General features: G+C 64.3%; 33 protein-coding genes and 1 riboswitch. Of the genes, 22 read left to right on the top strand and 11 right to left on the bottom strand.

The annotated features are described in order from the left end of the window. Positions 1-58 precede the first annotated feature (58 nt). Positions 59-170, top strand: a riboswitch (TPP riboswitch). From QXZ85_RS05065 to QXZ85_RS05090, 6 genes are all read left to right on the top strand, one after another. Next, positions 158-1,174, top strand: coding sequence for an FAD-dependent oxidoreductase (locus QXZ85_RS05065; protein WP_315742744.1), 1,017 nt, complete (start codon positions 158-160; stop codon positions 1,172-1,174). (Overlaps the previous riboswitch by 13 nt.) Then, positions 1,165-1,362 carry a sulfur carrier protein ThiS gene (gene thiS, locus QXZ85_RS05070; RefSeq protein WP_315701008.1) on the top strand — a complete coding sequence of 66 codons (198 nt, stop codon included), beginning with the start codon at positions 1,165-1,167 and terminating at the stop codon, positions 1,360-1,362. The genes QXZ85_RS05065 and thiS overlap by 10 nt, the downstream gene beginning before the upstream one ends. A gap of 328 nt (positions 1,363-1,690) precedes the next feature. Beyond that, on the top strand, positions 1,691-2,473 hold the full coding sequence (locus QXZ85_RS05075; protein ID WP_315742745.1) for a thiazole synthase: 783 nt from the start codon (positions 1,691-1,693) through the stop codon (positions 2,471-2,473). Next, entirely contained in the window at positions 2,460-3,068 is a 609-nt protein-coding gene (locus tag QXZ85_RS05080; protein WP_315742747.1) for a thiamine phosphate synthase, read from the top strand. The genes QXZ85_RS05075 and QXZ85_RS05080 overlap by 14 nt, the downstream gene beginning before the upstream one ends. A gap of 341 nt (positions 3,069-3,409) precedes the next feature. Continuing rightward, positions 3,410-5,308 (top strand): phosphomethylpyrimidine synthase ThiC, encoded by a 1,899-nt coding sequence (thiC, locus tag QXZ85_RS05085; protein ID WP_315742749.1) that lies wholly within the window; start codon positions 3,410-3,412, stop codon positions 5,306-5,308. Positions 5,309-5,571: 263 nt separating this feature from the next. Then, complete coding sequence (locus QXZ85_RS05090; RefSeq protein ID WP_409977736.1) at positions 5,572-5,886, top strand: REP-associated tyrosine transposase; 315 nt, start codon at positions 5,572-5,574, stop codon at positions 5,884-5,886. Here the strand turns inward: QXZ85_RS05090 and QXZ85_RS05095 are convergent. Next, a complete protein-coding gene (locus QXZ85_RS05095) occupies positions 5,873-6,673 on the bottom strand; it encodes a GNAT family N-acetyltransferase (RefSeq protein WP_315742751.1) in 801 nt (266 codons plus the stop codon). The two genes, QXZ85_RS05090 and QXZ85_RS05095, sit on opposite strands and share 14 nt — an antisense overlap. Positions 6,674-6,834: 161 nt before the next feature. Here QXZ85_RS05095 and QXZ85_RS05100 point away from each other — a divergent pair, with 161 nt between their 5' ends. The 6 genes from QXZ85_RS05100 (at position 6,835) to QXZ85_RS05125 (ending at position 9,804) form a co-directional block, all read left to right on the top strand. Next, the gene (locus QXZ85_RS05100) at positions 6,835-7,218 is read left to right on the top strand and encodes a RidA family protein (RefSeq protein ID WP_315743032.1); all 384 of its coding nucleotides are present in this window, start codon (positions 6,835-6,837) and stop codon (positions 7,216-7,218) included. A 138-nt stretch (positions 7,219-7,356) separates the two neighbouring features. Next, positions 7,357-7,581 (top strand): hypothetical protein, encoded by a 225-nt coding sequence (locus QXZ85_RS05105; RefSeq protein ID WP_315742753.1) that lies wholly within the window; start codon positions 7,357-7,359, stop codon positions 7,579-7,581. Positions 7,582-7,712: 131 nt separating this feature from the next. Next, the gene (locus QXZ85_RS05110) at positions 7,713-8,012 is read left to right on the top strand and encodes a hypothetical protein (protein ID WP_315701017.1); all 300 of its coding nucleotides are present in this window, start codon (positions 7,713-7,715) and stop codon (positions 8,010-8,012) included. A 261-nt stretch (positions 8,013-8,273) separates the two neighbouring features. Further along, entirely contained in the window at positions 8,274-8,549 is a 276-nt protein-coding gene (locus QXZ85_RS05115; RefSeq protein ID WP_315701018.1) for a hypothetical protein, read from the top strand. A 203-nt stretch (positions 8,550-8,752) separates the two neighbouring features. Then, the gene (locus QXZ85_RS05120) at positions 8,753-9,271 is read left to right on the top strand and encodes an IS1096 element passenger TnpR family protein (RefSeq protein ID WP_315701019.1); all 519 of its coding nucleotides are present in this window, start codon (positions 8,753-8,755) and stop codon (positions 9,269-9,271) included. Then, on the top strand, positions 9,268-9,804 hold the full coding sequence (locus QXZ85_RS05125; RefSeq protein ID WP_315742754.1) for a mismatch-specific DNA-glycosylase: 537 nt from the start codon (positions 9,268-9,270) through the stop codon (positions 9,802-9,804). The genes QXZ85_RS05120 and QXZ85_RS05125 overlap by 4 nt, the downstream gene beginning before the upstream one ends. Before the next feature lie 927 nt (positions 9,805-10,731). Here QXZ85_RS05125 and QXZ85_RS05130 read toward each other — a convergent pair. Beyond that, positions 10,732-11,172: a hypothetical protein gene (locus QXZ85_RS05130; RefSeq protein WP_315701022.1), complete on the bottom strand. Its 441-nt coding sequence runs from the start codon at positions 11,170-11,172 to the stop codon at positions 10,732-10,734. A 148-nt stretch (positions 11,173-11,320) separates the two neighbouring features. Beyond that, positions 11,321-11,806 (bottom strand): J domain-containing protein, encoded by a 486-nt coding sequence (locus QXZ85_RS05135; protein WP_315701023.1) that lies wholly within the window; start codon positions 11,804-11,806, stop codon positions 11,321-11,323. 265 nt (positions 11,807-12,071) lie between these two features. Here QXZ85_RS05135 and QXZ85_RS05140 point away from each other — a divergent pair, with 265 nt between their 5' ends. Then, the gene (locus QXZ85_RS05140) at positions 12,072-12,347 is read left to right on the top strand and encodes a helix-turn-helix domain-containing protein (RefSeq protein WP_315701024.1); all 276 of its coding nucleotides are present in this window, start codon (positions 12,072-12,074) and stop codon (positions 12,345-12,347) included. Between the two features lie 125 nt (positions 12,348-12,472). Beyond that, a complete protein-coding gene (locus QXZ85_RS05145; RefSeq protein WP_315701025.1) occupies positions 12,473-12,997 on the top strand; it encodes a collagen-like protein in 525 nt (174 codons plus the stop codon). A gap of 33 nt (positions 12,998-13,030) precedes the next feature. Here the strand turns inward: QXZ85_RS05145 and QXZ85_RS05150 are convergent, their stop codons facing one another. Further along, positions 13,031-13,303: a DUF2277 domain-containing protein gene (locus QXZ85_RS05150; RefSeq protein ID WP_315762806.1), complete on the bottom strand. Its 273-nt coding sequence runs from the start codon at positions 13,301-13,303 to the stop codon at positions 13,031-13,033. Positions 13,304-13,422: 119 nt separating this feature from the next. On the opposite strand from QXZ85_RS05150, the gene QXZ85_RS05155 reads away from it, so the two are divergent. From QXZ85_RS05155 to QXZ85_RS05165, 3 genes are all read left to right on the top strand, one after another. Next, positions 13,423-13,668, top strand: coding sequence for a DUF2188 domain-containing protein (locus tag QXZ85_RS05155; protein ID WP_315762808.1), 246 nt, complete (start codon positions 13,423-13,425; stop codon positions 13,666-13,668). Positions 13,669-13,753: 85 nt separating this feature from the next. Further along, positions 13,754-14,815 (top strand): alpha/beta fold hydrolase, encoded by a 1,062-nt coding sequence (locus QXZ85_RS05160; RefSeq protein ID WP_315765672.1) that lies wholly within the window; start codon positions 13,754-13,756, stop codon positions 14,813-14,815. 20 nt (positions 14,816-14,835) lie between these two features. Then, the gene (locus tag QXZ85_RS05165) at positions 14,836-15,189 is read left to right on the top strand and encodes a hypothetical protein (protein WP_409977735.1); all 354 of its coding nucleotides are present in this window, start codon (positions 14,836-14,838) and stop codon (positions 15,187-15,189) included. Between the two features lie 153 nt (positions 15,190-15,342). Here the strand turns inward: QXZ85_RS05165 and bfr are convergent, their stop codons facing one another. Together bfr and QXZ85_RS05175 are read right to left on the bottom strand one after the other, a co-directional pair. Further along, positions 15,343-15,825 carry a bacterioferritin gene (gene bfr / locus QXZ85_RS05170; RefSeq protein WP_315767256.1) on the bottom strand — a complete coding sequence of 161 codons (483 nt, stop codon included), beginning with the start codon at positions 15,823-15,825 and terminating at the stop codon, positions 15,343-15,345. Positions 15,826-15,947: 122 nt separating this feature from the next. Beyond that, positions 15,948-16,226, bottom strand: a complete 279-nt coding sequence (locus QXZ85_RS05175; protein ID WP_315742759.1) for a bacterioferritin-associated ferredoxin — start codon at positions 16,224-16,226, stop codon at positions 15,948-15,950. A 632-nt stretch (positions 16,227-16,858) separates the two neighbouring features. On the opposite strand from QXZ85_RS05175, the gene QXZ85_RS05180 reads away from it, so the two are divergent. Both QXZ85_RS05180 and QXZ85_RS05185 read left to right on the top strand, forming a co-directional pair. Then, positions 16,859-17,185, top strand: a complete 327-nt coding sequence (locus QXZ85_RS05180) for a hypothetical protein (protein WP_315701030.1) — start codon at positions 16,859-16,861, stop codon at positions 17,183-17,185. Between the two features lie 219 nt (positions 17,186-17,404). After that, positions 17,405-17,689, top strand: a complete 285-nt coding sequence (locus QXZ85_RS05185) for a hypothetical protein (protein ID WP_315701031.1) — start codon at positions 17,405-17,407, stop codon at positions 17,687-17,689. Between the two features lie 73 nt (positions 17,690-17,762). On the opposite strand, the gene QXZ85_RS05190 is transcribed toward QXZ85_RS05185, so the two are convergent. Both QXZ85_RS05190 and ettA read right to left on the bottom strand, forming a co-directional pair. Further along, positions 17,763-18,989, bottom strand: coding sequence for a lytic murein transglycosylase (locus tag QXZ85_RS05190; RefSeq protein ID WP_315743034.1), 1,227 nt, complete (start codon positions 18,987-18,989; stop codon positions 17,763-17,765). An 8-nt stretch (positions 18,990-18,997) separates the two neighbouring features. Continuing rightward, entirely contained in the window at positions 18,998-20,650 is a 1,653-nt protein-coding gene (gene ettA, locus QXZ85_RS05195; RefSeq protein ID WP_315701032.1) for an energy-dependent translational throttle protein EttA, read from the bottom strand. 288 nt (positions 20,651-20,938) lie between these two features. Here ettA and QXZ85_RS05200 point away from each other — a divergent pair, with 288 nt between their 5' ends. Both QXZ85_RS05200 and QXZ85_RS05205 read left to right on the top strand, forming a co-directional pair. Next, entirely contained in the window at positions 20,939-21,157 is a 219-nt protein-coding gene (locus QXZ85_RS05200; RefSeq protein WP_315701033.1) for a hypothetical protein, read from the top strand. Positions 21,158-21,283: 126 nt separating this feature from the next. Further along, positions 21,284-22,246, top strand: a complete 963-nt coding sequence (locus QXZ85_RS05205; RefSeq protein WP_315701034.1) for a D-2-hydroxyacid dehydrogenase family protein — start codon at positions 21,284-21,286, stop codon at positions 22,244-22,246. 65 nt (positions 22,247-22,311) lie between these two features. Here the strand turns inward: QXZ85_RS05205 and QXZ85_RS05210 are convergent, their stop codons facing one another. Beyond that, positions 22,312-23,553 (bottom strand): L,D-transpeptidase, encoded by a 1,242-nt coding sequence (locus QXZ85_RS05210; protein ID WP_315742763.1) that lies wholly within the window; start codon positions 23,551-23,553, stop codon positions 22,312-22,314. Positions 23,554-23,781: 228 nt separating this feature from the next. On the opposite strand from QXZ85_RS05210, the gene QXZ85_RS05215 reads away from it, so the two are divergent. After that, positions 23,782-24,966, top strand: coding sequence for a hypothetical protein (locus tag QXZ85_RS05215; RefSeq protein ID WP_315742765.1), 1,185 nt, complete (start codon positions 23,782-23,784; stop codon positions 24,964-24,966). A gap of 12 nt (positions 24,967-24,978) precedes the next feature. On the opposite strand, the gene sseA is transcribed toward QXZ85_RS05215, so the two are convergent. Then, the gene (sseA, locus tag QXZ85_RS05220; RefSeq protein WP_315701037.1) at positions 24,979-25,836 is read right to left on the bottom strand and encodes a 3-mercaptopyruvate sulfurtransferase; all 858 of its coding nucleotides are present in this window, start codon (positions 25,834-25,836) and stop codon (positions 24,979-24,981) included. Positions 25,837-25,944: 108 nt separating this feature from the next. Then, positions 25,945-26,358: a rhodanese-like domain-containing protein gene (locus QXZ85_RS05225; protein ID WP_315762816.1), complete on the bottom strand. Its 414-nt coding sequence runs from the start codon at positions 26,356-26,358 to the stop codon at positions 25,945-25,947. Positions 26,359-26,403: the final 45 nt, after the last annotated feature.

Consider the following 26,403-nt stretch of genomic DNA (forward strand, 5'->3'; position numbering starts at 1 on the left):
AGCCGGTTCCCGCGAGCATGACAGTCCGTTGACAGACGCGGCGATCGGTCTACATTAGCGCCGTTCCGAGGGGAGCTCCGAGGGGGAGCTGAGATACCGCAGCGAGATGCGGTGACCCTTTGAACCTGATCCGGGTCATGCCGGCGAAGGGACAGGGATGCAGCAGACCAAATCTCCACGCGGGGAGTCCCCCGTATCCATCATCGGCGCGGGCATTGCCGGTGCCTGGCAGGCTTTGCTCTTTGCCAAGGCCGGCCATGCCGTCACCCTGCATGAGCGCAGCGACGCCGATCTGATGCTCTCCACCAGCCATTGGGCCGGCGGCATGCTGGCGCCCTATTGCGAGAGCGAGATTTCAGAGCCGGTGATCAGCCGGCTCGGGCTCGCCTCGCTGGAGCTGTGGCGGCGCGAACTGCCGGATACCCCGTTCAACGGCTCGCTGGTGATCGCCCATCCGCGCGACCGCTCCGACTATGAGCGCTTCGCCCGCCGCACTTCCGGCTATCGGCGGCTCGATGCCGCGCAGCTCGCCGAACTCGAACCGTCGCTGGAAGGCCGCTTCCGCGAGGGCCTGTTCTATCCCACCGAAGGCCATGTCGAGCCGCGCCGCGTATTGCCGAAGCTGCACGAGCGCATCATCGCGGCCGGCGGCACGATTCTGTTCAACAGCGACGTCACCGCCGACGACCTCGATGGCTTGGTGATCGACTGCCGCGGCCTCGAAGCCCGCGACACCGAGCCGGAGCTGCGCGGCGTCAAGGGCGAGATGATCCTGATCGAGACCTCGGAGGTGCAACTCGCCCGCCCGATCAGGCTGATGCATCCGCGCTGGCCGCTGTACCTGATCCCGCGCGCCGACAATCTGTTCATGCTGGGCGCGACCTCGCTGGAAGCCGAGGACACCGGCGTCAGCTTACGCTCGGCGCTGGAGCTGCTCGGCGCGGCCTATTCGGTGCACCCCGCTTTCGGCGAAGCGCGCATCCTGGAATTCGGCTCGGGCCTGCGTCCCGCCTATCCGGACAATCTGCCGCGCATCACGGTGAAGGGCGAGCACGAGATCCGCGTCAACGGGCTCTATCGCCACGGCTTCCTGATCGCGCCGGCGCTGGCCGAACTCACGCTCAATTATGTCGCGCGCGGCCAGATCGACAATGAGGTGATGCGATGCGCGTGACCGTCAACGGCGAGGCGCGCGACATCTCCTCGACCTCGGTCGCCGCGCTGCTCTCCGAGCTCGACTACGAAGGCACGCATTTCGCGATCGCGCTGAACTACGACGTCGTGCCGAAGAGCCGCTGGGCGGAGACGCCTGTGAAGGCCGGCGACGAGATCGAGATCATCACGCCGCGGCAGGGAGGGTGATCATCATGTGTCGCTCGCTCACGCCACATACTTCACTGTCGTCCCCGCGAAAGCGGGGACCCATAGCCACCGGCCGTCGTAGGAGCGCTCGATATCTGCCACTCTGCCCGATCGCGAAATCACGCGGTATGGGTCCCGGCCTGCGCCGGGACGACATGGAGAGAAAGAACGCGCCACCCGCTCTATCGTCGTCGCTCGGCTTGACCAGGCGATCCAGTACGCCGCGGCCGATCGATTTGACCGAACCGTCTCTGGAATACTGGATCCCCGCCTTCGCAGGGATGACGGCTTCCGTTGCGAACACAGTCTGGAATGACAGAGACCGCTGATGCCCAGTTTCTACGACAAGACCTTCGCCTCGCGCCTCCTGATCGGCACCGCGCTGTATCCCTCGCCGGCGATCATGCAGGAGGCGATCCGCGCCTCCGGCGCCGAGATCGTCACGGTGTCGCTGCGGCGTGAATCCGCCGGCGGCAAGTCGGGCGATGCGTTCTGGAAGCTGATCCGCGAGTTGAATGTGACGGTGCTGCCGAACACCGCCGGCTGCCGCAGCGTGCGCGAGGCGGTGACCACGGCCAAGCTGGCGCGCGAATTGTTCGGCACCTCCTGGATCAAGCTCGAGGTGATCGCCGATAACGACACCTTGCAGCCCGACGTGGTCGGCCTGGTCGAAGCGGCGAACATCCTGGTCAAGGAGGGCTTCGAGGTCTTCCCCTATTGCACCGAGGACCTCTCCGTCGCGATGCGGCTGGTCGATGCCGGCTGCAAGGTGGTGATGCCGTGGGCGGCGCCGATCGGCAGCGCGAAAGGCATCATCAACCGCGACGCCCTGAAACTCATGCGCGACCGCCTGCCCGACATCACGCTGGTGGTCGATGCCGGGCTGGGCGCACCGAGCCACGCGGCGCACGCGCTCGAGCTCGGCTATGACGCCGTGCTGCTCAACACCGCGGTCGCCAAGGCCGCCGATCCGATCGCGATGGCGCGCGCCTTCAGGCTCGGCTGCGAGGCCGGCCGCACCGCCTACGAGGCCGGGCTGATGGACGCCCGCGATTTCGCCTCGCCCTCCACCCCTGTCGTTGGGACCCCGTTCTGGCATGCCGTATCCTGATAAATTCTATCCGGTCGTCGACTCGCTCGCCTGGGTCGAGCGCCTGACCCAATTGGGCGTCGGCACGGTGCAGCTGCGCGCCAAGGACCTCAACGACGGCGAGGCGCTGCAGATCGTCACCGACGCGCTCGCCATCACCAAGGGCAGCAACACCAAGCTCGTGGTTAACGACTACTGGCGCGCCGCGATCGTCGCCGGCGCTGCGCATGTCCATCTCGGCCAGGAGGATCTGGTCGATGCCGATGTCGCGGCGATCAAGGAGGCCGGGCTGACGCTCGGCCTCTCCACCCATGACGATGCGGAGCTTGCGACCGCGCTCGCCGCCAAGCCGGACTACATCGCGCTCGGCCCGATCTTCCCGACCACCTTGAAGGCGATGCGCTTCGCGCCGCAGGGCATCCCGAAGATCACCGAATGGAAACAGCGCGCCGGCAGCATTCCGCTGGTCGCGATCGGCGGCATCAAGCTGGAGCAGGCCGCAGATATCTTCGCCGCCGGTGCCGATTCCATCGCCGTCGTCAGTGACGTCACGCAGAACGCCGATCCAGATGCGCGCGTGCGCGCCTGGCTCGAAGCCACCGCGGAGCTGGCATGATGCGCGCTGATATTGCGAATGCGTCTGAGAGTGAGTGCTGGCGGCAGCCAGCCGCGAACACGGTGTCCTCCCCTCCCCCTTGCGGGGAGGGGGCGGGGGTGGGGGTCCACGCAAAAACTGTCGGTGTTGCGACCAAACCCCTCGGCACTTTGCATTCCAGAAGAGCGCTCAATCGTAGGCACCGCCTTCCTGATACCCCCACCCCCAACCCCTCCCCGCAAGGGGGAGGGGGGCGCACCGCATTTCGCGCTGACATCTCGCTTCAATCCATCAACACCTCTGGATTCCGGACTCGCGTCTTCGCGCCCCGGAACAACAACAATTGAGAGAAGGAGGACTCCATGAACGTCCGCTCCAACCCCGATACCACCGTGCCCGCCGTCACCACCGGTCCCCTGCCCTCCTCGCGCAAGATCTATGCGACGCCTGATACGGCGCCCGATCTGCGGGTGCCGCTGCGCGAGATCATCCTCTCCGATGCCGCCGCCGAGCCGAACCTGCCGGTCTACGACACCTCCGGTCCCTACACCGATCCCAACGTCACCATCGACGTCAACGCCGGCCTGCCGCGCAACCGCCAGGCCTGGGTGCTCGAGCGCGGCGGCGTCGAGGAATATGAGGGCCGCGTCATCAAGCCGGAGGACAACGGCAATGTCGGCGCCACGCATGCAGCGAAAGCCTTCTCCGCCTATCACAAGCCGCTGCGTGGCCTTCCCGGCCACAAGGTGACGCAGCTCGAATTCGCCCGCGCCGGCATCATCACCAAGGAGATGATCTACGTCGCCGAGCGCGAGAATCTCGGCCGCAAGCAGCAGCTCGCGCGCGCGCAAGCCGCGTTCGCCGACGGCGAGAGCTTCGGCGCCTCCGTGCCCGCCTTCGTCACCCCGGAATTCGTCCGCGACGAGATCGCGCGCGGCCGCGCCATCATCCCCAGCAACATCAACCACGCCGAACTGGAGCCGATGATCATCGGCCGCAACTTCCTCACCAAGATCAACGCCAATATCGGCAACTCGGCGGTGACCTCATCGGTGGAAGAGGAAGTCGACAAGATGGTGTGGGCGATCCGTTGGGGCGCCGACACTGTGATGGACCTCTCCACGGGCCGCAACATCCACACCACCCGCGAATGGATCCTGCGCAACGCGCCGGTGCCGATCGGCACCGTGCCGATCTACCAGGCGCTGGAGAAGTGCGAAGGCGATCCGGTGAAGCTGACCTGGGAGCTCTACAAGGACACCCTGATCGAGCAGTGCGAGCAGGGCGTGGACTACTTCACCATCCATGCCGGCGTGCGCCTGCAATACATCCACCTCACCGCCAGCCGCGTCACCGGCATCGTCAGCCGCGGCGGCTCGATCATGGCGAAGTGGTGCCTGGCGCATCACAAGGAGAGCTTCCTCTACACCCATTTCGACGAGATCTGCGACCTCATGCGCAAGTATGACGTGTCGTTCTCGCTCGGCGACGGCCTGCGTCCGGGCTCGATCGCGGACGCCAACGACCGCGCGCAGTTCGCGGAGCTGGAGACGCTGGGCGAGCTCACCAAGATCGCCTGGGACAAGGGCTGCCAGGTCATGATCGAGGGCCCCGGCCACGTGCCGATGCACAAGATCAAGATCAACATGGACAAGCAGCTCAAGGAATGCGGCGAGGCGCCGTTCTACACGCTCGGGCCGCTGACCACCGACATCGCGCCGGGCTACGACCACATCACCTCCGGCATCGGCGCCGCCATGATCGGCTGGTTCGGCTGCGCCATGCTCTGCTACGTGACGCCGAAGGAGCATCTCGGCCTGCCGGATCGCAACGACGTCAAGACCGGTGTCATCACCTACAAGATCGCCGCGCACGCCGCCGATCTCGCCAAGGGCCATCCGGCAGCGCAGCTCCGCGACGACGCGCTGTCCCGCGCGCGGTTCGAATTCCGCTGGACCGACCAGTTCAACCTCGGCCTCGACCCGGACACCGCCAAGAGCTTCCACGACGAGACGCTTCCGAAGGAAGCGCACAAGGTCGCGCATTTCTGCTCGATGTGCGGACCGAAATTCTGCTCGATGAAGATCACCCAGGACGTGCGCGACTACGCGGCGACCTTGAACGATCCGGCGAGCGTGGGGCTGAGCATCTCCGGCACGATCGAGGACGGCATGGCGCAGATGAGCGCCAAGTTCAAGGAGATGGGCTCGAGCGTCTATCTCGATGCGGACAAGGTGAAGGAGAGCAACAAGGCGTTGTGAGCCCTGCTGTCGCGTCATTAACCGCTGTCGTCCCGGCGAACGCCGGGACCCATAGCCACCGCTCTCGTTGGCAAGCAAGGAAAGACAACGAATAGTCCTCGAATAACTGCCACCGCGGCGTATGGGTCCCGGCGTTCGCCGGGACGACATCTAGGCGCCGCAGGGTCGGCAAAGCGTCGTTCGTAGGGTGGGCAAAGGCGCGTTCGCGCTTCGCGCGGACGTGCCGTGCCCACCTCGCCCGATCTGCGGGGGATTTCGAGATCATGTCACGATATCGCCGAGCCGAAATCGACGGCGGAATGTTCTTCTTCACCGTGACGCTGGCCGACCGCCCCAGCGACCTGTTGGCGCGCGAAATCGATCGCTTCCGCTCGATCTACCGCACCATCAAGACCCGCTATCCGTTCGAGACCCTCGCGATCTGCATTCTGCCGGACCATCTGCACGCAATATGGTCTTTGCCGGAAAATGATCATGACTTCTCAACACGATGGATGCTGATCAAATCCGGATTTTCCCGCGGTGTTCCCGGCGCAAACGCGCCTTTGCCCACCCTACGCTTGCTCAACCGGTCTTAGACAATCTCCGAACCCAGGTGCGGGCAAGCATCACTGGCTTGAAGCCCAAACGAGCGTAAAGGCGCTTGGGTTGTTCGGTGGCGAGCGCTCCAAGAAAAATGGTGTGGCAGCCAGCGGCGCGCAGGCGCTCGGTGAATGCGGCTATAATGGCGCTCGCGATGCCACGACGCCGGACAGATTGTAGTGTGAACAGATCCTCAATCATGCCTACGCCATTGGGCGCAGCAGCGTAGGCACCGTACGCGACCGGAACACCGTTGTGTGCCCCAAGATGAAAATGATACGTGCTGCTCTTGGCGCGATAGCCGGCCACCATGCCAGCACTAACGTCCGGCGGCACGTGAGTGTTGCTAGTGCGCCGGCCCTCGGCATGATCGGCGAGAACGAGTTGTAGCAATATCTGCCAATCAGCATCGCTAATAACGGGGCGCAGCTCGACTTCTGTAGCCTGATTGGCGAGGTCGCCTTGTAAGGCCATCTGGATGGTGACGGGACGTTCTTCGAAATCATCGAAGGCGAGGCGGGCGAGAAACGGATCTGGTGTGAAGCAATCGGTATGGATCACGCGCCAGGGCGTGTGATCGAGATGTCGATCCATAGCTGCAAAAACGGCGTCAATCTCGGCGTCGGTCCGAGCAGTGACCTCGTCGGCATGATTAGAGTCCCACACATCCGGGTGTGCCGGATCGACCACGAGCTGGCAACCCGGTCCCATGATCTTCGTGTTACCGAGCCGGCGCTGCCACCGGTAAGCTTCGGCGATCTCCTGAGCCAGATCAGCGGTCATAATTTGTGGTCCTAAGATCAGATGAATGCTCTGTCTAAGGCATTCGGCCTCGAAAGTCAGCAATTGGCGCATCGCGTCAGTTGCTATGGCTGCACATCGATGGTCACTATCGGAGCGAAGCGGACATGGTCGCAATTATGAGTACACACTCTAGCTTGCGCATGCACATCCACCACATCCCCGCTCCATCGAACGTCAAGGCGCCGCCGCTGTCGTTCGGCACCCGCGTCGGCGATCTCCTCTTCATCTCCGGCATTCCCGGCTTCGACGCTGATAGCGCGCTGCCCGACGGCTTCGAGGTGCAGTTCGCCAATGTCGTGACCAACTTCACCCGCGTGCTCACTGAAGGCGGCGCCACGATGCGCGATCTGGTCAAGGTCAACGTGCTGCTGACCCGCGCCGCCGACGTCGCGACCATGAACAGGCTCTATGCCGAGGCGTTCGGCCCGGCGCCCTATCCGGCACGCACCACCTGCGTCGTCGCCGCGCTGCCCGATCCGAAGATGCTGATCGAGATCGAGGGCATCGCCGCGCTTCGGAAATGATAGCTCCGGTGTCACGGCGAACGACCCGGCAGCGGCTGAGGGCGCCGACACTCCCTTAGATTTGATACATGTCAACGCAACGACATCCACAGGTTGTAGTAGCCTTTTTCCCAATCTGACAAACCGTGGGAGGATGGGATGGAGGTTCGCTCGCTGGGCCAGGGGATCGAAGTCGAGATCGACGTCCGCCCGACATCTCACGGCTACATGCTGATCCACCGCTTGCGCGGCAAGGGCAGCTACACGGTCACCTGCTGCTGTGAGGGCATGGGCTGCGTCAGCAAGACCTGCACATACCCCGACGGCGAGCCGCCGTCACCGACCTGCGACTGCACGGGGTCTTCGCCGTCGATAACGTGTTGAGGCCTTCATCGTCTGAACGTCACGAGACGTGCTCGTATGGCCCGCCTGCGAACCGGACCAGTCAGCACTCCATAGGCCCGACGCACGACAGTCCTGGTGCCAGACAGTTCCTCCCAGCCGGAGACTAACGGATGTCGAATCAAAAGCGCGAAACCCTGACCATCTCACCCGACGGACGGTTCCTGCTCGATGCCACCGGCAAACCCGTGCGACAATTCGTTGAACGGGTCCGATCCTTCGGCCCGATGACCGCGACGATCGGCGGAGGGGTCGAGATCGATCCAGTTGCCGTGCTGGAGAAGGGCCAGTTCGGCCAGGGCTTCAACATCCATCCGTGCAACTTCCGAAAGGAATGCATTGGCTGGGACGCGAACGGCAACTGCACGCAGTGGATCACGACCCACGACATCTGCTACGACGACCCCGAGTGAGCCTAAGGATCGGTTCAATGCAGGACATCCTGATCACGCGCATTTGGCACGGCCGAGAAGCGCGCCTCTGATCTTGCCCCACATTGCGGCGTCGCCGCACTGCCCCTCCCCTGACATCGCTGTGAGCGGTCACGCTGCCACCTTGCCAGCAGCGCGCTTTTGTCGCAGGAGTCCATCGCCCATCCGCAGGCGCGGATCGGCGTCGTCGCGCGCGTTGTCGGCCGTGGCGGCTGGGGTTCTGTTCGTTAGGGGAGATTTCCGATGCGTCGCTTGACCGCTCTCGTTGCCGCCACCGGTATTGCTGCCGCTTCCGTCGTGCCCGCACTCGCCGCGCCTCGGCATGCTGCGCCCGTGGCCGGCTATTACGTGATCCGCTGGGATAACACCGGCATCTGCCAGATCTGGAATACCAACTTGCAGTCCAAGCCGGTCGAATGGCCGTCGACCTACAAGGTCGTGAGCCAGCCGGTTGCGACCTTCGGCGAAGCCAACGCCATCCAGCTCAAGCTGCGCGACGAGCGCCGCTGCACCCTGTAAGGTCCGGCCCGGCGTATGCCTCCGTGCCACGGCGGCCGCCACATGGCGGTCGCCGATCCATGGGCGGAGCGCTGACAGTTCTGCCGCGGGCCATGTGACGGGGGACAATCGCGTTCGACGCCGGCTCCCGGCCTCGCTTGGACGGTCGCGGCCGTATATGCTGGTCGCGGGCGTGCTGCTGCCGCTCGCCCGGGGAGACCGGCATGGCTCAGACCGAGACGTTCATCCTCCGCGCCGCGCTCGACGGCGGGCGCTCGGTCTATCGGGACATCGAAATCGATCCGACCAAGTCGCTGTACAGGCTGGCCGAAGCGATCGTGCAGGCGTTCGGTTTCGACTTCGACCACGCCTTCGGATTCTACACCGGATTGACGCTGTCGAAGATCAAGGTCGTCCATCCGCAATATGAGCTGTTTGCCGATATCGGCGAGGCCGCCGCCGGAGTGCTCGGCGTCGAGAAGACGCGGATTGCGCAGGCTTTCCCGGAGGTCGGCCATACGCTGCTGTTCCTGTTCGATTATGGCGACGACTGGCTGTTCCGGATCACGCTGAAGGCCACCGGGACGAAGCAGCCGAAGCTGCGCTATCCGCGCGTGGTTGCGGCCAAGGGCAAGGCGCCCGAGCAATATCCCGGGCCGGACGAGGATGATGACGACGAGGATGGGCCGCCCCGTGCGATCAATCCGCGCACCGGCGAAATCATCAAGATCGGAAAATCTTGAAAGAAGCGCCTGGGCATGCCGGCGCGGACAGGCGGCACCGCCTGCCCGACCAGCTCGCACCGAACCTGCGCCTCGTCTTCGTCGGCACGGCGGCGAGCGAGCGGTCGGCCGCGACTGGCCATTATTACGCGCATCCCGGCAACCGCTTTTGGCGCACCCTGCACGCGACAGGGCTGACGCCGCGGCTGTATCAGCCGCGTGAGTTTCCCGAGCTGCTGAAGCTCGGCATCGGCTTCACCGATCTCTGCAAGCACGGCGCCGGCATGGACCATGTCGCGCTGCAGGCCGGCGTCGATGTCGCCGGCTTGGTCGAGAAGATGCGGCGCCATCGGCCGCGCACGGTCGCTTTCACCAGCAAGAAGGCCGCAAGCCTGTTCTATGGCCGGCCGACGACCCGGATCGCACTCGGCCGGCAGCCGCCGGCGGCTGACTTCCCCGACATCTTCGTGCTTGCTTCCCCCTCCGGCGCCGCGTCGGGCGCCTGGACACTTCAGCCGTGGCTGGAACTGGCGGCGCATGTGGCGAGCGCTTAGCTGCTCTCCTCTCGTTCCGGGACGCACAGCGAGCGCGCGCGCAATGACGGCGATGGATTGGGCAGGTTCTGTGCCCGCCGGGCAAATCGATGCGCGATGGCCTCACGACGGCCTCGCGAAAAGCCGGAAAATCGCACCGAAAATCCTCGCGCCGACAGACGAATTTCATCCGCACCTTCAACGCGTCGCGCGATGTAAAGCCGCCGGGCAAAAAATATTCCACTTCCGTTTTTCAGAAATTGTGCTTTCCTACGCCCGACCCGCCTCCATGCAGAGGGCGTACGCGTCGTCACGATACGCGGAGGCGGGCTGCGATGGCCGTGAGCGCCGCGTTGGACGAACGCCGGCGTTTCGCGGACGGTGAAGTCGTGTGGTCCTGGCATCCCGGTGCTGATGCCTGCGCAACGCGTCAGCGTTGTCGCACGCGATGCGCTCCGCGCATTGTCGCAACGGGGGCAAGAAAGCCGGTCCCCGAGGAGATCACGTATAAGCCGTAAAGCCTTCGCGCAGGGAAGGCCGGTTGTTCGGCCGTACCTGTGGTACCTGCCGCCTGCATTTTTTTCGCAGGCGGGCCATGGGTGCTGGCCAAGCATCCGGCCTTCCCTGCGCCCTCTCGATTTTCAGGAGGGACTGACTGCCGCATCACTCGGGCGTCATGCGCCGCGAGAGTGCGAAGCCGCGCCAGGCTGTTTGGAGGGGGAGTTCGGGATGTCGCCAGACCTGTCATGTACCGGCGTGAGCGATGTCGCTTCGCTCGACACGACGGAGCACGTGGCAGGCCGCAAGCCGGCCCCTCAGCTGTCAGCGCCCACCTTGCCCGCCGATCCCGTACGCCGAGACGACTTGGATGACGACAAGCGTCTCTGGAATGCTGGATCACCCGCTTTCGCGGGTGACGACAGCTTGTTCGGTCGAAAGACCCGCCGTCTACCGCAGTGTAATCGCAAGCCCCGACAGATCGACATTGGCCAGCAGGCCGACCTGCTCGCCGGAGAGCTCCAGCACCGCGCCCTTCTGGTTGGTGAGCACGATGCCGCGCACGCCGCGGCCGACCGCAAGGCCGGCGCCGGCCGCGCCATAGACACCCTCGACGTCCGACGGACGGTAGATGTTGCTGACGCGACCACGCAGCACGGTGCGCGAGCCGCCGAACACCAGGCCGTAGTCGAGGCCGCCGGTCGAAAGCGGATAGGCGCGGCCGTGGAAGTTCAGAACGCCGCTGCCGCCGGAGCCGCCGATGATCCATCCGGCCTTGTAGATGGTCAGCGTGATGAAGCCGCCATCCGCATGCGCCGTGGTGGGCAGCACGGCGGCGGCGGCAGTCGTGAGTGCCACCAGCGCAGTGCGAAGGAAGGACGCAATGGTCATTGAAAAACGCTCCAGTGGGTGTCGAACGGGAGATGCCGCGGTGAGACCAATCGAATCGGTAGGGCCGAATTTAGCTCCTGGCACGGCGAAGTACATGTGGCGCCTGGCGTAGACGCCCATGACGGAGACCGCGAGGCAAAATACAACCTCAGCGAGCTTTCATCAGCGCATCCTGCGCGGCCGCGAGCTCGCGAAACGCCTCCGCGCTGCCGCCTGTATCCGGATGCATCAGCTTGGCGGCACGGCGAAAGGCGCCGCGGATCTCGGCGCTGGACAGCGGGCCGTCGATCGGCAGGCCCAACAGCTTGCGGGCGCGCTGGTCGGGGCTGAGCGGCTTCGGCTGGGTGCCGCGCCGGCCGAACCGCGGCGTGGTCAATTCGACCAGCACGTCGAGCACGACGAGCAGGCGCCGGCGCGCCGCCTCGTGCGTGGCATGGTCAGCGAGGGACATCGCCGCCGCGCGCACGATCGACAGCGCCTGGCTTGCCGCCTGGCGCAAGGCCAGCTCGGAGCTGTCCCGGGCAATCTCGGAGACGAGCTCGGCCGCCTCTTGCCAATCGATCTCGGGCGCCTGCAGCAGCCGTTCGAGCCCGGCTCTGAGCGATGCGGCGGATATCGTGGTGGTCGCGGCCATGGCGGCCACACTGGCGCGCGGTTGCCGGGCTGCCAAGCATCGGCTGGCGCGGCCGTTAATTTTGCATTTCGCCACATTCCGCGCCGAAATGGGTCGGAGATCTCGCGAAAGAATGGCATTTTGGCGATTTCCCACGCCAATACCCGCAATGGTAGTCCTCGTTAAGGTCTCGTTAACTTTGTCGGACCAGTTTGTTTACGGGCAGGTGCTAGTTGAGTCTCGACTCCATATACAACTTAGGCGGGACTTCAATCCGGAGGTTTACATGTCACGCGAGTTCACACCCTATGCCGCAAGCCCATTCATCATCGAGCCTGGCTCGATCGCGGCGGCGGCGCGCCCCGCCAACGAGGTCGTTCCGCTCCTGATCGGAATGCCGCTCTCGGAGGTCGAGCGCGAACTGATCGTGCAGACGCTCGCGCGCTGCCACGGCAACCGGACCCATGCTGCCAGGCTGCTCGGGATGCCGGTCCGCACCTTGCGCAACAAGATCAGGATCTATGCGGCTGATGGCGTCGACGTGCCGGCCTATGGGACGTAAGCACAGGCCTTGCAGCGCGGCGCCGGCCACCGTTTGATGTTGATCGATCGGGCAAGGCCGGCGCGTATAATTGCTGGTCTCGTCGCGCGTCTGCTAGATTCGCGTGCGAATCAGGAGTTGTACGCGTGGCGCGAAATCCGGCGAGTCGAGGGCATCAGGGACCTGCGGGTCCGCGAGGACCACAGGGGCAGCCGGGACGACGCGGAGCGGACGGCCAGCGCGGCAAGCCGGGGCCGGACGGCAAGCCCGGTCCACAGGGCAAGCCGGGGCCGCAAGGACCGCGGGGAGAAGCCGGCAAACCGGGCCCGATCGGTCCGCAGGGTCCGGCCGGCGCCCCGGGTCCGCAAGGGCCCCGCGGCGAGCAGGGTCCGCCCGGCACCCTGCCGACGATCGATCAGATCATGCCCTGGCTGCATCAGCTCTTCGAGGCGTATGAAGAGTACAAGCGGACGCGCGAGCGCGAGGCGCATGAGCGCGACGCCACCCAGCTTGCGGTGCGCGACATCTTTGCCGCCGTCGAACACGACGATGCGCTGGACGACGCCTTCGAGGACGACGATCCGCATCTCGACGACGCGCACCATCACAAGAAGAAAAAAGACAAGAAAAAGAAGAAGCACAAGAAGCATAAGCCCGACGAGGCGTTCTGACGCTGTCGCACGCCGCGCGCCGATCGTGCTGTTTCAGCGGCCGGCAAATCTCGCCCGCGAGCGCTCCTTGGCCTTGGCCGCTTCGATCGTGCGATCGCGCGTCGGCGCCTGGGTGTGCAGCGAGGTAAGCAGCCGCCGCGCCGCCTCGGAGACCTCCTGCACCGCCCGTTCGAACGCCGCTTCGTTGGCCTGCGACGGCTTGTTGAAGCCGGACAGCTTACGCACGAATTGCAGCGCGGAGGCGTGGATCTCATCCTCCGTCGCCGGCGGCTCGAAATTGAACAGCGTCTTGATGTTGCGGCACATCCCGTTTCTCCGCTCGGATAGGGGTTCCCGGTCTCGAAAGACATCGCCTCGCGCTTATCTTGGCCTAGAATGACGGCCGTTTCACCTGCGGCAATCGACGTCGACAAAGCGAGGCATGAATGACACACGTGACCTATCGGATCGTTCAGCATGATGGCGGTTGGGCCTACACGGTGGACGGCGCTTTTTCGGAGAGTTTTCCGTCCCATGCCGAAGCGCTCGCCGCCGCCAAGCGCGCGGCCGAGGAACAGCGCACGCCGGGCCGCACCGAGGCGATCGAATACGAGACGGCCGATGGAAAATGGCACACCGAGACGGCCTTCGGCGGCGATCGCCCCGAGACCGAGATCGAGGACAAGCCGTGAATCGCCCTTTCGGCTGCCGGATGGTTCCGTGCTAATCTGCGACCAAGGCCCGCCATCAGAGCGCGCCCATCCGGGGGAGACGAACATGACACGATCAGTCATCGCCGCTATTGCGGCGCTGCTGCTGAGTTCGATAGCGGCACTGGCGAGCGACTATCCGGCACCCAAGCAAGGCGACTTCGTCGTCAAGGATTTCAAGTTCCACACCGGCGAGCGCCTGCCGGAGCTGCGGCTGCATTATGTGACCGTCGGCGAGCCCAGCGGCCAGCCGGTGCTGGTGTTGCATGGCACCGGCGGCTCGGCGGCAAGCATGCTGTCACCTGCCTTTGCCGGCGAGCTGTTCGGCAAGGACCAGCCGCTCGACGCCACAAAATACTACATCATTCTTCCCGACAGCATCGGCCACGGCAAATCGTCCAAGCCATCCGACGGCTTGAAAGCGAAATTCCCGGCTTACGACTATAACGACATGGTCGACGCGCAATATCGGCTGCTCACCGAAGGACTTGGCATCAAGCATCTCAGGTTGGTCATCGGCAATTCGATGGGCGGCATGCACAGCTGGATCTGGGGCACGCGCTACCCTGATTTCATGGATGCGCTGGCGCCGATGGCTTCACAGCCGACCGAGATGGCGGCGCGCAACTGGATGCTGCGCCGGATCATGCTGGACACGATCCGTAACGATCCGGACTACAATGGCGGCAACTACACGAGCCAGCCGCGCATGATGAAATACGCCGTCGTGGCCTACGGCATCGCGTCGGCCGGCGGCACGCTGGCCTATCAGGCGCAGGCTCCGACCGCCGCCAAGGCCGACAAGATGGTCGATGAGCGCCTTGCCGCGCCGATGCCGGCCGATGCCAACGACTTCATCTACCAGTGGGAGTCCTCGCACGACTACAATCCGTCGGCGGACATCGAGAAGATCGAGGCACGCGTGCTCCTGATCAACTCAGCCGATGACGAGCGCAATCCGCCGGAGACCGGCGTCACCGCTGAGGCCATGAAGCGGGTCAAGAACGGCAGGGTCTACCTGATCCCGGCTTCCACGGAGACGCGAGGCCATCTGACGACGGGCTCGGCGAAATTCTATCTCGAGCCGCTGCGCGAGCTGCTCGCGACGGCGCCGCGGCGGGCGGAGTGACGTGTTCCACGGAGGCTGCCATGCCAAGACTCCCGCAGGTCGCGATGCTGACATGTCTGGCGGCCTTCGCAACGGCAGCCTTCGCTTTTGACAACGGCCAGTTCGAGAACGTGCCGCCGGATATCCGCGCATGGTTCAAGAGCGTGATCGCGCCGAATGGTGTCCCCTGCTGCGACATCTCCGATGGCCATCGGACGGACTACCAAGTGCGCGACGGCAGCTATTGGGTTCCGATCGAGGGGCAATGGATGCAGGTTCCCGCGCATGCCGTCATCCGCGACCGCGGCAATCCCGTCGGTGAGGCCGTGGTGTGGTACGTCCACCACCGCGGCAGCATCGTCATCAGCTGCTTCGTTCCGGCCGACGCCGTGTAAGAGGGCCGAGCGCAGCACCATCACGTAACGAGCCGGCACGGCGATCTGTCCGGAGCCGGCTTTCAATCACTTGCTGGTGCTCCACGATCCGAAGCTCGCCAGCGAGAGTGCCTCGACTTAAATGCGAACTTCGGACGCGGAGCACGAGCAGGACTACGAAGATTCGAGACCGCCGACGTGTTTCTGCGTGTAAAGATCGAGGCCGATCCGATTGATCAGGTCGAGCTGCGTCTCGAGGAAGTCGATGTGGTGTTCTTCGTCCTTCATCAGGTCTTCGAACAGGTCGCGCGTGACGTAGTCCTTGACGCCGTGGCAATACGTTGCGGCTTCCTGATAAAGCAAGCGCGCCGAAACTTCGGCAGCGAGATCGCACTCGATGATCTCTTTGACGTTCTGGCCGATCCGCAACGGGTCCAGCACCTGCATGTTCGGAAAGCCATCCAGAAAGATGATGCGGTCGGTGAAGCGGTCCGCGTGGTTCATCTCCTCGATCGATTCCTTGCGCCACACCTTGGCCATCTCGAGCAGACCCCAGTTCTGCAACAAACGGTAATGCAGCCAATATTGATTGATGGCCGTCAGCTCGCTCCGCAGTCCCTTGTTGAGATATTCGATGACCTTGGGGTCGCCCTGCATTGATGTGCTCCGAAAGTTAGACACCGCGGCTCGGTCAATAACAGGTTCGCCGAGCCGAGACGACTCCGATCATGCCTCCGCCAGGGACAACCACGACGGATGCTTGGGTGAATCGAGGGGGGTTAGCAGGCAGCCAACGCAAACCGGCTCTGGACGTCTTCGGCGGGAGTCTCGGCGTGGGCATGATCCTGGCGGTGCTGGCAGCCTGCCTGGCAGGCACGTGCGCAGGGGCCCAACGCGTCGTCGATGATGGTCTTGATCGTACGGGCACACCGGCCGCACTCCGCGCTGCACCCGAGACAGCCGTAGAGCTGCTTGGGGTTGCGTGGCAGTTCCTCCGCCGTTTCCACCGCCTGGCGGATGTCGTGGTCGCTGAGGACGTTGCAGGAGCAGACAATCATGAACCGTCTAGCCTTCCGAGATGCTCCATCATCGATAGTGATCCGCGCCGGGCGGCGCAAAGGCAAAACAGGTCTTTTGAAGCGATTCCAAACTTCCTGTTCAACCTAGAACGAATCCAAGTGAGGCCTGTTGCTGCAGATCAAACCCGGTCAGTGAAGACATGGCCCGGTAGCCCTCGGAAGGGCAGGCCTTCAATCACCGCCACCGCCGCCATCTCCCCCGCCGCCATCGCTACCGCCATCCGAGCCCCCGCTATCGAGCGGATTACCCATGCTGTCGGTCGCGGAATGACCCGACCAACCTGCCGAGTTGAAGCTGTCGTGATGATCGGAGGAACTGCCTCCGTCTGGGCCGGAAGTATCGCCTCTCGATCGTCCTCGGAATCCTTGCCGATCCGCCGGGGTCGTCAGGAGCAGGTAGAAGAACACCGAGGTCATTCCGACTGCGACAATCAGGCCTATGGCGCTGGTCATGCTTCATTCCGGGTCATTTGCGATACGAAAATCGAACCATTTCTCCTGTCGAGTCGTCCTATGGAGGCTGCCCGTTCATTGAATATTCAAGCGGAGTGTGAAATTTTTCGCGCCGAAAGGTCTTTTCGCCGCGAAGACCCTGTGAGAAAGGTACGGTCATGAAGAAGACACTCACGGCCCTCGTCGCCACCGCCGCGCTGGCCGCATCGGCCATGGCACCTGCCCCAGCCGAAGCGGGGGGCGGTCGGGTTGCTGCAGGCGTCGCCGCCGGCCTTATTGGTGGTGCCCTGATCGGCGGCGCCATTGCTGGCGGCGGTCCCTACTATGGGTACGGCTACGGCCCCGGCTATTATTACGCGCCAGGCCCCTATTATTACGGCGGCCCGGCCTATGTCGCGGATCCCGGCTATGCCTGCTACTGGCAGCGGCAGCGGTTCTGGGACGGCTATGGCTGGCGGGTCCGTCGCGTCAGGGTGTGCGAATAGCGGTTCACCTTCATTAAATCGCTGAAGGTCCACTGGAACTTCGGCCTTCGGCGCGCGGGATGACCAGAAAAAACCGCTTTTCCAGCGCACCTGAACGGACAAAGTTTACGGAGGGTTGACAGATTCGCGTGTTTCCTTGCGAGCTGCCGCCCCTGATCGTGTGTCTGTCACCCTAACCCGGCGTCCGGATCGGGCGCCTCCTCGAGGAGATCGCGGAAGATGAAGAAGATCCTGACCGCCCTGGTGGCGGTTGCCACAATCGCAGGCTCGATGGCCGTGTCTGCACCCGCCGCCAAGGCTGGCGACGTCGGTGCGGGCGTTGCGGCCGGCCTGATCGGCGGTGCGCTGCTCGGCGGTGCGATCGCCTCAAGCCGCCCGGCCTATGGCGGCCCGGTCTACGTCGAAGAAGCCCCGCCCCCGGCTCCCCCGCCGTGCTATTGGCGCCGTGAGCGCTATTGGGACGGTTACGGCTGGGTGGTCCGCCCGGTTCGCGTCTGCTACTGATCGCTATTCTGTTCGATAACACGCAAAGCCCGGCCTCGACGGCCGGGCTTTTGCTATCTGCTGCTATCTGCGCTCAGCGAGCCGCATCGATCGCCTGCAGCACTGCTTCACTCGGCCAGCAGTCCACTTTCAGACCTGCAGATTTCTGAAACGCGCCGAGCGCGGCGCGGGTCTGCATGCCCGCCTTACCGTCGAGCTTGTCTTTGTAGAGACCCACCCGAGTCAGGCCCTTCTGCATGGCCTCGACATCCTTCGTGCGCAATTGTTCGGAGGCCGCCCAAGGCGTCGCAAATGGCAGCGGGCTCGTCATGCGGTCGGCGAGATGGCCGACGAACAGCACGTACAGATCGGAGAAGTTATACTCCTTGGTCACGAAGTAGTTCGCCGTGGTCAGGAAGGCCGGGCCATAGATGCCTTCAGGCTGCAACAATGAGGCTGGCTGCGCCTTCTCAGCCGTGCTGAGCCTCTGCCCGCGCACGGGGACGAAGCCGGCGCGCAGCCACTCGCCGATTGGCTTCTTCACCTCAGGCACGCCCATCGTACAGTCGACATTGGCCGGCGCTTTCACCTCATAGGCCCAGCGCACCCCGCTCTGCCAGCCCTTATTGACAAGCTGCTGCGCTGCCGACGCAAGCGCGTCGGGTACCGAGTGCCAGAGATCGACCTTGCCGTCACCGTCGAGATCGACGCCATGCTTGAAATATTCCGATGGCAGGAACTGCGTGAGGCCGACGGCACCGCCCCAGGATGCCCGCAAATCCTGGCGCGTCACGACATGATCGCTGAGCATCTTCAGCGCCAGGATGAATTCGGTGCGATACTGGTCCTTGCGGCGACCGACATAGGCCTGCGTCGCCAGCACGCGCAGCGCGTCATAGGGCAACTTGTACCGGCCGAAATCGGTCTCCCGGCCCCAGATCGCCAGAACGAACGGCGCCGGCACGCCGAAGCGCCGTTCGATTTCGGACAGCGCCGGACGATATTGTTGCATCAGCTTTTGGCCATACGCCGCAAGCCGTGCGATCGCAGCTTCCTTGATATAGTCGGCCGGGACCTGCACGAACTCGGCCTGGGCTGGAGCGCCCGTCGCCGGACGACCAGGCAGCAGCAGATCCGGCAGCTTGTAGTCGGGCTCAAGCCCGCGCGTCTCGGCCTCGAAGGTCGCGCGGGAGACGCCCTGCTCTTTGGCTTCCGGCCACAGCAAGGCAACGAATTGTGTGAAGGCCGCATCGGCGGCGCGTGATGGTGGCGCACAACATAAGGCGGCGATGGCTATCGCAACGAGCGCCACGCCCCTCATGAGAACCGTCACCGCGTCAGCTTCTTGTACTTCAGCCGATGCGGGATGACGCTGTCCTGGCCCAGCCGGCGCATCTTGTCCTTCTCATAGTCCTGGAAGTTGCCTTCGAACCATTCGACGTGACTGTCGCCTTCGAACGCCAGCATGTGCGTGGCGATACGGTCGAGGAACCAGCGATCGTGGCTGATGATCACGGCGCAGCCGGCAAAATCCTCCAGCGCTTCTTCGAGCGCTCGCAGCGTGTCGACATCGAGATCGTTCGTGGGCTCGTCGAGCAGCAGCACATTGGCGCCTGACTTCAGCATCTTGGCGAGGTGCACGCGGTTGCGCTCACCTCCCGATAGCGAGCCGACCTTCTTCTGCTGGTCCGCCCCTTTGAAGTTGAACGCCGAACAATAGCCGCGCGAATTGACTTCGCGCTTGCCGAGCAGGATCAGCTCATTGCCGCCGGAGATCTCTTCCCAGACGGTCTTGCTGCCGTCGAGCGCATCGCGCGACTGGTCGACATAGCCGAGATGCACGGATTCGCCGATCGTGATCGTGCCCGCATCGGGCTTCTCCTGTCCGGTAATCATCCGGAACAGCGTGGTCTTGCCGGCACCGTTAGGGCCGATCACACCAACGATACCGCCGGGCGGCAGCTTGAAGGTGAGATTGTCGATCAGGAGCCGATCGCCGAAACTCTTGGTCAAGCCTTCAAAATCGATGACGTTGTTGCCCAGTCGCTCCGCGACGGGAATGATGATCTGCGCAGTCTGGCTTTGTTTCTCGCTCGCCTTCTTCAGCAGGTCCTCGTAGCGCTGATAGCGGGCCTTGGATTTGGCCTGACGAGCCTTCGGCGAAGCCGCGATCCACTCCTGCTCGCGCGCCAGCGTGCGCTGATGCGCCGCTTCCTCGCGGCCCTCCTGCTCCAGCCGCTTCTGCTTCTGCACCAGCCAGGACGAATAATTTCCCTCGTAGGGGATGCCCTTGCCGCGGTCGAGCTCCAGGATCCAGCTGGTGACGTTGTCGAGGAAGTAGCGATCGTGGGTGACGATCAGGATCGCACCCGGGTAGTTGCGCAGATGCCCTTCGAGCCAGGACACGGACTCCGCATCGAGATGGTTGGTCGGCTCGTCCAGCAGCAGCAGTTCAGGCTGATCGAGCAGCAGTCGGCAGAGCGCGACGCGACGGCGCTCGCCGCCGGAGAGCTTTGTGACGTCGGCATCGTCCGGCGGACAACGCAACGCGTCCATGGCCTGGTCGACCTTGCTGTCGAGATCCCACAGGCCATGGGCCTCGATCTCGTCCTGAAGCTTGGTCATCTCGTCGGCGGTCTCGTCCGAATAATTGACCGCGAGTTCGTTGTAACGGTCGAGGATCGCTTTCTGCTTGGCGACGCCCCGCATCACATTCTCGCGGACGCTCAACTTCGGATCGAGCTGCGGCTCCTGCTCGAGATAGCCGACGCGCGCACCTTCGGCGACCCAGGCTTCACCCGTATAATCCTTGTCGATGCCGGCCATGATCCGCAGCAGGGTCGACTTGCCGGCGCCGTTGACGCCGAGCACGCCAATCTTGGCATCCGGGTAGAATGACAGGTGGATGTTATCGAGCACCTTGCGGTTGCCCGGATAGGTCTTGGACAGACCCTGCATGAAATAGACGAATTGGCGCGCCATCGCGTGTCCTTGGAAACCACCGGATTTACGGAAAATTGTTGCCGCTGATGTAACTGCGCCGCACCCAAAGGGCAACCCGGCGAGCCGGTGTTCGGACCGGGCAAAGATCGGAGAATGCCAGCGCCAAGCCTCCGCGCACCACGGATGACTACGGGATCATAACCATGTGTGCGGTCGATCACGACAATTGAAACCATCTTTTAATCAACTGGGCGGGAAACTCGCTTCCGGCGCGCTAATGCGCGTCCAACGGCGAAAAGCCGAGAGTGACAACAGCGAGAGCCCGTCATGGCGACCCTTACGTCAACCTCCCTGCCCTCTGGGCGGGTCAAACCCGTTGAACCATCCGGCATAGTCGCCGAGATCAAGAGCTTCTGGCGCGCCTTTTTCGCCCAGGCTTTCAGCCCCTATCGGCCGGAACTGCACTATATGCGCGGGCCGGGGCCAGCGTGGCACGCGAAATACGGCAACACCGCAGCCTTCCGCCTGAAGGCCGATCTGGACTGATTTCCCGTCGTCCCGCACCGGCTTTTGAAGCTGGGGTCCTTGCGCAGCGTTCCTCCGCGCGCGACCATCGCGTCCATCCCGCGACGTTTCCTGTCGCTGTTCCACGCCATGAATGGACCTTTGCCGATGACGCGGCTGCGCTGTGCGATCCTTGATGACTATTACGATACAGCCCTGTCCCTGGCTGACTGGCCAAAACTCGGCGACCGCCTCGACGTAACCACTTTCGTACATCCTTTCGCCTCCGAACAGGCGGCGGCCAGTGCGCTCGCGGACGTCGACGTCGTCTGCGCGATGCGGGAGCGGACGCCCTTTCCCCGTCCGCTGATCGAGGCTCTGCCGAAACTGAAACTCCTGATTACCTCAGGGATGCGCAATGCAGCCATCAACATGGACGCCGCGAAAGCGCGCGGCGTGATCGTCTGCGGTACCCAATATGGCCGCGATCCGACCGCGCCATTGACCATGGGTCTGATCCTGGAGCTGACGCGCAAGATCGGGCAGGAGAATGCGCGCATGCATGCCGGGGAGCCCTGGCAGAAGCTCGGCGGCACCGAGATCGAAGGTAAGACGCTGGGCGTGATCGGGCTCGGCAAGCTCGGCACCAAGGTGGCAAGCCTCGCCAAGGCATTCGGGATGAAGGTGATCGCCTGGAGTCCGAACCTGACGCCCGAGCGCTGCGCCGAAGCCGGGGTCGGCTACGCGAGCAAGGACGAGCTCTTTGCCACGGCCGACATCATTACCATCCATGTGGTCCTGAGCGAGCGCTCGCGCGGGCTGTTGAGCGCTGCCGATATCGCGCGGATGAAACCGACCGCCTATCTCGTCAACAGTGCGCGCGGGCCGATCGTGGATGAAACCGCGTTGCTCCAGGCCTTGCAGCAAAAGAGGATCGCGGGAGCCGCGCTCGACACCTTCTCTGTCGAGCCGCTGCCGGTCGAGCACCCGCTCCGCAAGCTCGACAACGTGGTGCTGACACCGCATCTCGGCTACGTGACCGAGGAAAGCTTCCGGGCTCATTATGGCCAGATGGTCGACTGCATCGATACCTGGCTCAAGGGCGGCGAGCCGCCGCGCCGGCTGGCGTGAACCGCTCCCGCAAATAAAAACAGCCTCCCGACCGGGAGGCTGTTTTTATTTCAGGAGAGTTTGGCTCAGCGAATCGTCACTGCCGGGGGCAGCGGCTGCATCGTGGCTGGCTGCGTGCCGGGAACAGCCGCCTGGGCCTGCACAGGAGTGGCGGCCGTAGAGCCCGGCACCGGCGCGGCCGAGGCGGTCGCCGTGTTGGCTCCGCCCGGCGGCGGACCGCCCGGCAGCACGACCACGCGGGTGCCGACCTTGACGCGGTCGAACAGGTCGGAAACGTCGTCGTTCAGCATGCCGATGCAGCCGGAGGAAACGAACTTACCGATGGTCGACGGCTGGTTGGTGCCGTGGATGCGATAAACGGTCGAGCCGAGATACATCGCACGTGCGCCAAGCGGATTACCCGGACCGCCAGCCATGAAGCGCGGAAGATAAGGCTGGCGTTCGATCATCTCGCTCGGCGGATACCAATCCGGCCATTCCTTCTTGCGCGAGATCTTTTGCACGCCGGTCCAGGTGAAACCGTCACGACCGACGCGGACGCCGTAGCGCATCGCCCGCCCATTGCCGAGGACCAGGTAGAGGTAAGTGTGCGGCGTATCGACGACGATGGTGCCCGGCGGCTCCTTGGTGACGAAATCGACCTCCTGCCGACGCAGGTTCGGCGGCAGCTCGGCGGGAGCCGCGTCCGGCTGCTCCTCAGGCGGCAGGGCCGCGACAGTCATCGGGCGATTGTCTGGCGTTGCGCCGGCGGGCGGCTGCGTAGCACCAGTGACGGCGGCACCGACACCCTCGGGCGGCCGCGGTGCAGAGCCGTCGCCATTGGGCGCACTGTTGCCATACACGCCACCATAGGGCTGCGGAGACGCCGGACGGTCGGCATAGATCACGGGCGGAGGTCCGGCCGGCCGGCCATAGCGCGGATCGTCAGGCGACATCACCGGGCCGGTGGGCGCAGCGCCATAGACCGGCGCGTTGGCAGGGCGGCCGTAGCGCGGATCATCGGGGGAAAGAATCGGTCCGGTCGGGACGTTGCTATAGGCGGGCGCATTCGCCGGTCGGCCATATCGCGGATCGTCCGGCGACAGCACCGGTCCAGGCGGCGGCAATGCAGCTCCGTTCGCATTGGCTTCGTCGTCGGTCGCATCGAAATCAGGCCCCGCGCCGCGGGCGTCCACCGGATAGGGAGTTGGGGCCGGAGAGTAGGCGCCAGGTGCAGTCTGATAGACCTGCTGTGCCTCGGCATGCGAAACCGCCGTCGCGCCCGCCGCCGCGACAGCGCAAATCGTCAGGATCTGTCTGATCATCATTGCCCTTGCAAAATCCCCAAGCCGACCGGGATTGTTATCCGCCAAATGGCCGAAGATAGCGGCGCATTCAAGACAATTTCGACCAACCCCGCCCCATTTCGGCAATTTGTGATCGGTTTCCGTCGTTGCACGGAAGTCTCACGCCGCCAAAAAATCGCTTCCAGCGCCTACGATGGCATTCTGGGCCTTCGAATTAACAAGCCAAACAAGTCGCCTGCGGTAATCTGATTGCAGCCTGATTCGCGACCCGGCAGCAATGGCTGCCCGATCGCGAACGCGGCCATCCCTGTGATCACCGCGTTCCCGCTGACTCGATGGCATCGGCCCGATTGCCGAGGCGAGAGTTCGTCATCCATGCTTCCCGGCTTTCGTTTTCTGCTCGCCGCGATCATCTGCTCGCTGTCGCTTCTCGTCTTCGGCCTCGGCGCCGCCGCGCTGCTGCGGGCGGCCCACGAGCAATTCGCCAGCAATGCGACATGGCGGGCGGCACCTGCGACAGGCTTCGGCACCTTGCTGCCGCAGCCAGATCCGCCGGTTCTGGCCATGTTGCAGGTCGAGCCGAAACCGGCCGATCCGATGGCTACCCCGACGACGGTGACCGAACTGGCACCCAAGTCGGCAGAAGATACCGTCGGCGTTGTGGCACCCGCCAACCGCCCCGCTGCTGCCGATCCCAGCAACTCGCCCAAGCAGGCCACCGACGCCGCTCCGGTCACAACACCTCCGGAGACGGTAGCGGCGACCGCCGACCAGCCGGCATCTCCGCCAGCTGAGGCTCGGGCCGACATCGCGAGCGTCGAAACCAGTGCTTCCGAGGCCACCCGCAGCGTCCCGACGGTTCCCGATCCGGCCCCGCCGGAAACTGCCAAATCCGCCGTTGTACCGGCCGCGCAGAGCGCCGACGCAACACCAATCGTAACCGAGGCCGTCCGCTCTCAGCCCGACGCAACGTCACCCGCCGCCCAACCGGCTGCGAGCGCCGAGCCGGCAAGCAGCGCGACGGCGACATCACCTGTATCTGCCGCGGCAGAGCCCGAGAGGAAGACGTCGGATCCGATCGCACTGAAGCTCGCGGCACTCGCGGAGCAGTCCACACCCAGCGACAGGCACGCGGCGGATAGCGAGAAGAAGGCATCGGTGAAGGTCGCGAGCGTGCAGTTGCGCCGCAGCGTCGCGAAGAGACGGATCGCCAAGGAACGGGAGCGGCTGGCGGCACGGCGCGTCCAACAGCAGCGCCGCCTCGCGCAGCGGGCGCGCGCGGCGCAGGAGGCCGCGATTGCCCAGCAGCAGCAAGCTGCCAATCCGTTCGGCCCGCAGGCGACCTTTGGTCAACAAGCCGCCTTTGGTCAGCAAGCCGCCTTTGGGCAACAGCCTGGGTTTGGGCAACAGCCCGCCATGCCACGAAGGCGATAGCAGGCGCTTGCATCAGGCCGGTCCGGTCGCGACCGGCGGGCCGGCGTCGAGCCCCCATTCCGACCATGAGCCGTCATAGAGCGCGGTGTCGCGGAGACCGAGCCGGTACAGCGCGAGCGTCAGCACCGCCGCCGACACGCCCGAGCCGCAGGAGGTGACGATCGGCTTCGCCAGATCGACACCGGCCGTGGCGAATGCCTGGCGCAGCTGATCGAGCGGCTTCATCATGCCGGTCGCGGCATCGAACAATTCGGCATAGGGCAGATTGCGGCTGCCGGGGATGTGACCCGAACGCAGGCCCGGCCGCGGCTCAGGCACTGCTCCTGCAAAACGCGGCGCCTGCCGGGCGTCGATCACTTGCTCGGCCTGGCTTGCGAGGTTTGCCACCATCTGCTCGATCTTGCGCACGCGAGCCTGATCGAACGTCGCGGTGAAGCTCTCAGGCTTCGGCGTGACCGCACCGCTCTCGACCGGACGGCCCTCCGCCAGCCACTTCTTCAGGCCGCCGTCGAGCACGCGCACATCGCGGTGGCCGAACGACAGGAACATCCACCAGGCGCGCGGGCCCGCAACCCAACCACCGGCATCATAGATCACGACCGTGTCGTCATTGCTGATTCCAAGACGACCGACGTCGCGGCCGAACTGCTCGGCACTCGGAAACATATGCGGCAGCGAGCTCGAATGATCGGCGACCTCGTCGACATCGAAGAACACCGCGCCTGGGATATGCGCCTTCAGGTAATCGTCCTTCGGCAGCGGCAGCACGCCCGGCATCTTGAAGGTGGCGTCGAGGACTTTCACCTTGGGATCGCCGAGATGCGCGGCAAGCCATTCCGTTGAGACGAGAGGATGATCGGGGGTGGTCATTTGCGAGACTCCAGCATCGCTTTCGATCGTCATGACCGGATCCGATCCGGCCGTCCATCCTGTGAAAATGATGGACACGCGGGTCAAGCCCGCGTGTGACAGATGTCATCAATCCTTCTTCTTCGGCTCCCATCTCTCCACCGGCCCGCCCGCCTCGCGCCATGCGGCGAAGCCGCCGCCGATATGGGCGACCGGCTTCAGCCCCATATCCTGCGCGGTCTTGGCCGCCAGCGCGGAACGTAAGCCACCGGCGCAGTGGAAGATGAAGGTCTTGTCCTGCTGAAAGATCGGCTTGGCGTAAGGGCTCTGCGGATCGATCCAGAATTCCAGCATGCCGCGCGTGCAGGAGAAGGCGCCGGGGATGCGCCCCTCGCGCTCGATCTCGCGCGGATCCCTGATGTCGACGATCACGACGTCGTCGCGCGTGGCGGCCTCGATCGCCTCCGCAGCCGACAGCGTCTTGATCTCGGCATTGGCCTCATCGAGTAGCGCCTTGATGCCGCGGGTGATGCTCTGGGGCATTCTTGGACCTCCCTGCTCCGTCGTTCCGGGGCGGTCCGCCAGGAC

The sequence above is a fragment of the Bradyrhizobium sp. SZCCHNGR1005 genome, assembly GCF_032489995.1.
Lineage (GTDB): Bacteria > Pseudomonadota > Alphaproteobacteria > Rhizobiales > Xanthobacteraceae > Bradyrhizobium.